The sequence below is a fragment of the Pseudoalteromonas sp. SIMBA_162 genome (assembly GCF_046535955.1).
GTDB lineage: Bacteria > Pseudomonadota > Gammaproteobacteria > Enterobacterales > Alteromonadaceae > Pseudoalteromonas > Pseudoalteromonas marina.
Window position 1 is genome coordinate 1 of the sequence record NZ_JAWJBQ010000156.1, and the last position, 345, is coordinate 345.

The following is a 345-nucleotide window of genomic DNA, read 5'->3' on the forward strand; positions in this document are numbered from 1 at the left end:
GGAATTCATGCTCGCGGAAGTCAACGACTACCAGCAGGCGCCGGGCGACCTGCTCGCCGCCACCTTCCTCGCCTGCCTGAACACGCGCATCGAAGAGCCGATGAGCGCGCTGAGCACCAGTGGCCGTCAGCTGGATCTGGTCGCGCTCAACCGCTTCATCGACGCCAATCTCGGCCAGCGCCTCAGCGTGGCGGATCTTGCCCGCCAGTCGCATCTCTCCGAGCAGCATTTCAGCGAGCGCTTCCGCGTCCTGACCGGGCTCTCGCCCTATCAGTATCTGCTGCGCCGTCGGCTGGAGGAGGCACGCCAGCTGCTGGGCACCAGCGAGCTTTCCCTGTCCCAGAT

General features: G+C 65.8%; 1 protein-coding gene. It reads left to right on the forward strand.

The annotated features are described in order from the left end of the window. The coding region (locus R0J88_RS19140) for a helix-turn-helix domain-containing protein (protein ID WP_410900751.1) at positions 1-345 on the forward strand (345 nt) is incomplete at both ends.